Origin of the sequence: Mycobacterium szulgai, from assembly GCF_002116635.1 — a bacterium.
In the GTDB taxonomy this organism is placed as follows: domain Bacteria; phylum Actinomycetota; class Actinomycetes; order Mycobacteriales; family Mycobacteriaceae; genus Mycobacterium; species Mycobacterium szulgai.
Genome location: NZ_LQPW01000151.1, coordinates 22915 through 30501, shown reverse-complemented (window position 1 = coordinate 30501; position 7587 = coordinate 22915). Strand labels below are relative to the sequence as shown.

General features: G+C 71.6%; 6 protein-coding genes. 4 read left to right on the top strand and 2 right to left on the bottom strand.

All coding sequences use genetic code 11. The features are described 5' to 3' along the window. Positions 1-1829: PE family protein (locus tag AWC27_RS22755; RefSeq protein ID WP_085672544.1), on the bottom strand; the 1829-nt coding region annotated here is incomplete at its 3' end. A 277-nt stretch (positions 1830-2106) separates the two neighbouring features. On the opposite strand from AWC27_RS22755, the gene AWC27_RS22750 reads away from it, so the two are divergent. After that, positions 2107-3261 (top strand): CoA transferase, encoded by a 1155-nt coding sequence (locus tag AWC27_RS22750; RefSeq protein WP_085672543.1) that lies wholly within the window; start codon positions 2107-2109, stop codon positions 3259-3261. Further along, positions 3255-4559, top strand: coding sequence for an amidohydrolase family protein (locus AWC27_RS22745; RefSeq protein WP_085672542.1), 1305 nt, complete (start codon positions 3255-3257; stop codon positions 4557-4559). The genes AWC27_RS22750 and AWC27_RS22745 overlap by 7 nt, the downstream gene beginning before the upstream one ends. Here AWC27_RS22745 and AWC27_RS22740 read toward each other — a convergent pair. Then, positions 4544-5467 (bottom strand): alpha/beta hydrolase, encoded by a 924-nt coding sequence (locus AWC27_RS22740; protein ID WP_085672548.1) that lies wholly within the window; start codon positions 5465-5467, stop codon positions 4544-4546. The two genes, AWC27_RS22745 and AWC27_RS22740, sit on opposite strands and share 16 nt — an antisense overlap. A 204-nt stretch (positions 5468-5671) precedes the next feature. On the opposite strand from AWC27_RS22740, the gene AWC27_RS22735 reads away from it, so the two are divergent. Both AWC27_RS22735 and AWC27_RS22730 read left to right on the top strand, forming a co-directional pair. After that, a complete protein-coding gene (locus AWC27_RS22735) occupies positions 5672-6361 on the top strand; it encodes a class I SAM-dependent methyltransferase (protein ID WP_085672541.1) in 690 nt (229 codons plus the stop codon). Beyond that, positions 6355-7587, top strand: a complete 1233-nt coding sequence (locus AWC27_RS22730) for a molybdopterin-dependent oxidoreductase (protein ID WP_139837158.1) — start codon at positions 6355-6357, stop codon at positions 7585-7587. The genes AWC27_RS22735 and AWC27_RS22730 overlap by 7 nt, the downstream gene beginning before the upstream one ends.

Here is a 7587-nt window from a genome sequence, read left to right as displayed (position 1 = left end):
GCCCCGCCGCCGCCGATCACCCAGCCGCTATTGCCGCCTGCCCCGCCGGTGCCGCCGGTGCCCGATCCCAGCACCGTGGTCGGCGCGCCGGCGCCGCCGGCACCACCCCAGCCGCCCCAGCCGAAGAGCAGCCCGCCGTCGCCGCCGCGGCCACCGGTCAGGCCGGCGCCATCGGCGATGCTGGCCACGCCGGTGCTGCCGATGCCGCCGGAGCCGCCGTTGCCGATCAGCCAGGCCCGGCCACCGGCGCCGCCGTCACCGATCACGACGCTGCCGCCGTCGCCGCCGTTGCCGCCGTTGCCCCACAAGAATCCGCTGTCGGCGCCGGCCCGCCCGGTTCCGCCGTCGCCGCCGTTGCCGATCAGCAGCCCGGCCTTGCCGGCCACGCCGCCGAGCACACCGTTGCCGCCGTCGCCGCCGCTGCCGAGCAGCAGCGCGTGGCCGCCGGCCCCGCCGTTGCCGCCGCCCGATACGCCGACGCCGCCGTTGGCGCCGGCCCCGCCGTCGCCTAGCAGCCACCCGCCGTTGCCGCCGTTGCCGCCGTTGCCGCCGGCGCCGACGGTCAGGTTGGTGCCGTTGCCGCCGTTGCCGCCGGTGCCGCCGTTGCCGATTAGCCAGGCATTGCCGGCCGCACCACCGTTGCCGCCGGAGCCGCCCTTGAAGCTGGTCGAGCCGCCGTATCCGCCGGAACCACCGGCGCCGAGCAGGAAGCCGGCGCTGGCCCCTGCCCCGCCCGCGCCGCCGTCGGCGCTGACGCTGGCGCCGCCCGTTCCGCCGTCGCCGCCGATGCCGAACAGCCAGGCATTGCCGCCGGCCCCGCCGGCGCCGCCGGACCCGCTGCCGCCGGTGTTGGCGCCGCCGGCCCCGCCGTATCCGCCGTTGCCGATCAGCAGCCCGCCGCTGGTGGCGGCCCCGCCGGCGCCGCCGTCGGCGCTGACGCTGGAGCCGCCGGCCCCGCCGCCGGCGCCGTTCCCGATCAGCCAGGCGTTACCGCCGGCGCCGCCCACCCCGCCGGTGCCGGTACCGCCGGTGTTGGCGCCGCCGGCCCCGCCATCGCCGCCGTGGCCGTAGAGGAACCCGCCAGCTGAACCGGCCGCGCCGGCGCCGCCTTCGGCGCTCAGGCTGGCCCCGCCGGCGCCGCCGGCGCCGCCGTTGCCCAGCAGCCACGCATGCCCGCCGACCCCACCGGCGCCGCCGGCGCCCACGCCGCCGGTGTTGGCGCCGCCGGCACCACCGGCCCCGCCGTTGCCGTAGAGCCATCCGCCGGAGCCACCCACTCCACCGGCGCCGCCGGCGCCGCTTGCCGAGGCCCCGCCCGCACCGCCGGCTCCGCCGTTACCGATCAGCCCGGCCCTGCCGCCGGCACCGCCGACGCCGCCGGGGGCACCCGATCCGCCCTTGCCGCCGTTGCCGAATAGGTAGCCGCCGGGCTTGCCGGCGCCGCCGGTGCCGTCGACGCCGTCGGCGCCGTTACCGATCAACGGCCGCCCGTACAGCGTCTCGGTGGGCCAATTGATCACATCGAGCAGCTGTTGCATGGGGGTTGCGGCCGCGGCCTCGGCCAGCGCATAGGAGTTCGCGCTCGCGGACAGCGCCCGGGTGAACTGGCTGTGAAATGCCGCCGCCTGGGCGCTGACCACCTGATAGGCCTGGGCATGCGAGCCGAACAAGGCCGCTATGGCGGTGGAGATCTCGTCTTCGGCCGCGGCCAGCAGGCCGGTGGTGGGAGCCGCCGCGGTGAAGTTGGCCGTCTGAATCGCCGAGCCGATACCGGCCAGATCAGCAGCCGCGGCGAGTACCGCTTGCGGCGTCGTGAGCAGGTACGACATCCGAGACCACCTATCCAGCTAGGTCACGAGCAGTTGAAGAGTCGCGCATGTGCCCCCCGGTCACCGCGCCGACATATCGGCGGATTGACGATAAACCACGACATACCGTTTCTCGGTAGAAATGAAAAGAATCATTCCAAAAGTTTCTCAAAGTGTAACGCCAGCACATCCCCACCCTGAGCGCTAATGCTGCAACCGAAACTGCGCCGTTAAGCGCCGGGATTCCCATACCCCGGGTTGAGCCACCGCCGGAGCCGGCGGCGAGCACCATGGGGAGATGACTTCGGACCGGTGGGCCGCCCGATGGGGCGCCAGCGGGCTGGCCTACCTGACCGGCCTGCCTGACGGGCCACCCGATTTCTCCCGCGCCGCCGTCCTGGGCCGCGCCGAACGAATCGCCGCCGACGCGGCCACCCTGCTGGCCGGGCGGGCCGGACTGCTCGGGCTCACCCGCGCCGGCCGGATATCGGCCGGCCGGGCCACCCGGTTGCTGCCCGCCCGCGACGGCTGGTGTGCGATCACGCTCTCCCGGCCCGACGACGTCGCCGCCGTCCCGGCATTACTGCACAGTGACGAAACTGCCGGCGATCCCTGGCCGGCGGTGCACCAATGGGCCGCGACCCGGTCGACGGCCGAGATCGTCGAGCGGGCCGAACTGCTCGATATCCCGGCGGCCGCACTGGGCGAGGCCGAAGGCGCACCGCCGCGAGTGCGCCGCATCGGGACACCGGTGCCCGGGCGCGGGCCGGCCGGTCTGTTGGTCGCCGACCTGTCCTCGATGTGGGCCGGCCCGCTGTGTGGGCACCTGCTGGCCCGGGCCGGAGCGACCGTCGTCAAGGTGGAAAGCCCGCCCCGCCCGGACGGCACCCGCGCCGGCAATCGCGCCTTCTTCGACTGGATCAACGGCGAAAAGTTGTCCTACTGCCTGGATTTCGACCAGCACACCGACAAGTTGCGGGACCTGCTCAGCGCGGCCGACATCGTGATCGAAGGATCGCGACCGGCCGCGCTGGCGCGGCGGCGATTGGGACCTGACGACGTTGCCCCGCGCCCGGGCCGAATCTGGCTGCGCATCACCGGATATGGTGACCAATCCCGGCGCCCGGCGTTCGGGGACGACGCCGCCGTCGCCGGGGGGTTGGTCGGCGTGGGGCCGGTGTTCTGCGGCGACGCCATCGCCGACCCGCTGGCCGGGCTGGAGGCCGGCCGGGCGGTCACCGAATCGCTGGAGCGCGGCGGCGGCGAACTCATCGACGTCGCCATGGCGACCGTCGCCGCTACGTACGCGGCCCTGCCGCTGCACCAATCGACTTCGACGCACCCGGCGCCGCCCCCATCTGCGCCACCGGCCGGCACCCCGGCCGCCGCTCTCGGCGCCGACAACGACAACGTGTTCCGCATCCTCGCCGAAAGGCGTTGCTTGTCATGTTGATTCGGCACGCCACGCTGCTGGATGGGACCAGCGCCGATATCCGGGTGGGTGCCCGTATCGAGGAGCTGGGCACCGGCCTGGCTGCCAAATCGGGAGAGGGAATGCTCGACGCGGGCGGCGGCACCGTGCTGCCCGGATTGCACGACCACCATGTACACCTGCGTTCGGCGGCCTCCGCGCTGGATTCGCTTTCGGTGGGCCCGCCCGCGGTGCGAACCAGAGAGCAACTGGCGGAGGCGCTCTCGAGTGCCGCGCCGGGAGCCGACGGTTGGATTCGCGCCGTCGGCTACCACGAGTCGGTCGCCGGGGACCTGGACCGGACCGCGCTGGACGCCCTGACGTCCCACGTCCCGGTGCGCGTGCAACACCGCAGCGGCGTGCTGTGGATCCTCAACTCCGCGGCGCTGGGCCGGGTCGGCCTGTCCGGACATCCCGACGGACGGCTGCGCAGCGCCGACCGCGGCTGGTCGGATGCGCTGCAGCGGCGCGAAACCGATCTGGCCGAACTCAGCCGGCGAATCACCGCGACTGGTGTCACCGGCGTCACCGATGCCACCCCCGACCTCGATGCCGGCGACCTGGTGGCGCTAGTCATGGCGCACCGTCGCGGCGAATTCCGGCCCGGGGTGCGGATATTGGCGCCGGGCAAGAAGATTCTGCACGACGACGACCTCGACCTGGAGTCGCTCACCGAGTGGATCGCCGACCGCCACAGCATCGGCCAGCCGGTCGCCGTGCACTGCGTCACCGCGGCCCAACTGCTGGTGACCATCGCTGCGCTGCGCGCGGCGGGCAGCCATCCGCTGGACCGAATCGAGCACGCCGCAATGGTTCCCGGGGACACCATGAGCGACCTCGCCGAATTGGGCCTCACCGTGGTGACCCAGCCCAACTTGGTTGCCGAACGCGGCGATCAGTATCTCACCGACGTCCCCGCCGATGAACATGATCAACTGTGGCGGGTCGCAACACTGATAAAAGCGCATGTGCCCGTTGCGTTTTCGACGGACGTGCCGTTCGGTCGTGGTGATCCATGGGCCGCGATGCGGGCCGCCGTGCACCGCAGCACGCCCACTGGCAAGATCCTCAATCCGGCCGAATGTGTTTCGCCGCGACAGGCTTTGACGATGTTCCTGGGCTGGCCGGATCGCCCGGGCCGGCCCCGGACCGTCGAAATCGGGGAGCCCGGGGATCTGTGCGTGCTGAGCGAGCCACCGGGGACGGCACTGGCCGAACTGGATGCCGGCCTGGTCGCCGCGACGATCATCGGCGGCGAGCTGGTCTACTTCGCGATGTGATCCGCCAACCCCAGCGCGGCGCGCAAATTCCTGCATTGCATGTCGAAAAACTGTTGCGACACCGCGACTTTGGGTGCAATCAAGTCGAATCCGTGGAATGCGCCCGGGATCAGGTCGACTTTGCACGGCACCCCGGCTTCGACCAGCCTCGCCGCATAGGACAGGTCCTCGTCGTAGAAAAGGTCGTGAGTGCCCACGCCGATCCACGCCGCTGCCAGCCCGCTCAGGTCGGCGTGCCGGGCCGGCGCCGCCAGCCGCGGGTCCGCACCACCGAGATAGGCCGTCCAGCCGAAGCGATTGGCCAGCGGGTCCCACAGCCGATACCGCGGATCGGCCGGCAACGCCGAGCTGCGGTCGTCGAGCATCGGGTAGGCCAGCAGCTGGAACGCCAGTGCGATCTCCCCACGGTCGCGGGCCAGCAGAGCCAGGGCCGCCGCCAGCCCGCCGCCGGCGCTGGCGCCCCCGATCGCAACCCGGTTCTCGTCTACCGCGGGCAGGCCGGCCAACCAGGTGAGCGCGGCGTAACAGTCTTCCAGCGCCGCGGGATAGGGATGCTCGGGTGATAGCCGGTAGTCCACCGATACGACCGTCACGCCCAGCCTGGTGCTGAACCGGTGGCAGCGCAGGTCGTCCTGCGCAGCGCTACCGATCACGTGGCCGCCGCCGTGCATCCACAGCAGGGCCGGCGCCGCCTCGGTACCGCCGGCCGGCCGGTAGAGCCGCACTCGCACCCCGGACGTCAGCGTCAGCACCTCGACATCAGCTGGCGCGCCGCGACGCGTGCTGAGTGCCATCAACGCCCGGACCAGCGGCAGCGTTCGGGGACCGACCACTCGTCGCGGTGCGAGACGGGCGATTCGGCGCAGGTCCGGGTGGACGTCATCGGCCGGCACCAGAACAGTATCCATCTGCGCGGTCGCGGGCACCGAATCAAGTGTGTGAACCATTTCGTCTGTCGGTACGTCTTAGCCAATCGGGCCTAGGCACGCGGGGTTCGGCGCGCAAAGATCGGGGTATCGATCGGAAGGCTTCAAAAGGTTCAAGTAGGGACGGAGCAATAGCCAGGCCGGCGCGGTCGGGCACGATGCAAGGCACGATGCAAGGGGCGTGGAATGCTAGGGCATCTGTACGACCGGGCACTGGACGGCGAGCGCTGTTGGATCCGTCACGACGACGGTGAGGTGCGGCTGCTGCCGGCGCACCGTTGGCTGGGCCGACGAAAGGCCCCGTACGAACCGGACGGACCCCACGAGCCGGACCGACCTGGCGCCCCGGACGAGGCCTTCGACGAGGCCTTCGACGAGGCGGTGGCGCAGATGTGCAGCGGCCCGACCATCGAACTGGGCTGCGGCCCAGGACGACTGGTGGCCAGGCTGGTGCAGCGAGGCGTCCCGGCATTGGGCATCGACCAATCCATGACCGCGGTCCGGCTGGCGTGTAGGGGCGGTGCCCCGGCGTTGCTGGGCGACGTGTTCGACCCGCTGCCTGGCATGGGTTGTTGGCAGACGGTGCTGCTGGTCGACGGAAACGTGGGGCTCGGGGGCGATCCGTTACGGATTCTGGGCCGCGCCGCCGAACTACTGGGCCGCGGCGGCCGTTGCGTGGCCGAGTTCGACGCACAGGCCATCGGGATCTGCGCCCGCTGGGTACGGCTGGAGTCCGCCGGCGATGTCGGGCCGTGGTTTCGGTGGGCCTCGGTCGGGGTGGACAGCGCCGCCGCGCTGGCCGCGCAAGTGGGCCTCACCCTGACCAGCGTCCGGCTGATCGGCGGGCGGGTCATCGCCAACCTGGCGGCCTGGTGAAGCCCCCGCTGCCCACGTTCCGCAGCCCGCTGCGCGGCCCGTGGCTGACCTCGGTGTTCGGCCTGGTGCTGCTGATTGTGCTGCCGATCGTGATCCTCACCGGGCTGCTGTCCTATATCGCCTATGCGCCGCAATTCGGCCAGGCCATTCCCGCCAACGTCGGATGGCTGCGACTGCCCGCTTTCAGCTGGCCCACCCGTCCGTCCTGGCTGTACCGGCTGACCCAGGGGCTGCACGTGGGCCTGGGCCTGATCATCATCCCGGTGGTGCTGGCCAAGCTGTGGTCGGTGATCCCGAAGCTGTTCGACTGGCCACCCGCGCGTTCGATCGCGCAATTGCTGGAACGGCTGTCGCTGCTGATGCTCGTCGGCGGGCTGCTCTTCGAGATCGTCACCGGGGTGCTCAACATCCAGTACGACTACATTTTCGGGTTCAGCTTCTACGACGGCCACTACTTCGGAGCCTGGGTCTTCATCACCGGCTTCCTCATGCACATCGCGCTGAAGATCCCGCGCATGCGCACCGGTTTGCGCTCGCTGTCGCTGCGAGAAGTATTGCGTACCAACACATCTGATACCAAGCCGCAGCCTCCCGATCCGGACGGGCTGGCGCCCGAGGACCCGGCCGCGCCGACCATGAGCCGCCGCGGCGTGCTGGGCCTGGTCGGTTCGGGGGTGTTACTGCTCGCGGTGCTGACGGTGGGCCAGACGATCGGTGGGCCGGCCCGCGGCGCCGCCTTGCTGTTGCCGCGAGGCCGGGGCAAGGACTTCCCGGTCAACAAAACCGCCGCCGTCGCCGGCATCACGCCCGAAGCCGTCGGCGCGAACTGGCGGTTGATCCTGCGCGGCGGGCCCACCGAACTCGTGTTGGACCGCGCCGCGCTGGCCGCCCTGCCGCAACGCACCGCGCGGCTGCCGATCGCCTGCGTCGAAGGATGGTCGACGGTACAGACCTGGACCGGGGTCCCGCTGGCCGAGTTGGCACGAATGGCCGGGGTCGCGGCACCACGCTCGGCGTTCGTGGCATCGCTGCAACGCGGCGGGGCCTTCGGGGTAGCGACCCTGCAGGCCAATCAGGTCGGCGACCCCGATGCGCTGCTGGCGCTGCAGGTCAACGGCGCAGATCTGCCGCTCGATCACGGCTATCCGGCCCGGATCATCGTTCCCGCGCTGCCCGGTGTGCACAACACCAAATGGGTCACCGCCATCGACTTCGCCGGGAGCTGA

Excerpts from the sequence above, each read along its gene's own strand:
- AWC27_RS22750 (WP_085672543.1), top strand. The coding sequence starts at position 2,107 with ATGACTTCGGACCGGTGGGCCGCCCGATGGGGCGCCAGCGGGCTGGCC.
- AWC27_RS22745 (WP_085672542.1), top strand. The coding sequence starts at position 3,255 with ATGTTGATTCGGCACGCCACGCTGCTGGATGGGACCAGCGCCGATATC.
- AWC27_RS22740 (WP_085672548.1), bottom strand. The coding sequence starts at position 5,467 with ATGGATACTGTTCTGGTGCCGGCCGATGACGTCCACCCGGACCTGCGC.
- AWC27_RS22735 (WP_085672541.1), top strand. The coding sequence starts at position 5,672 with ATGCTAGGGCATCTGTACGACCGGGCACTGGACGGCGAGCGCTGTTGG.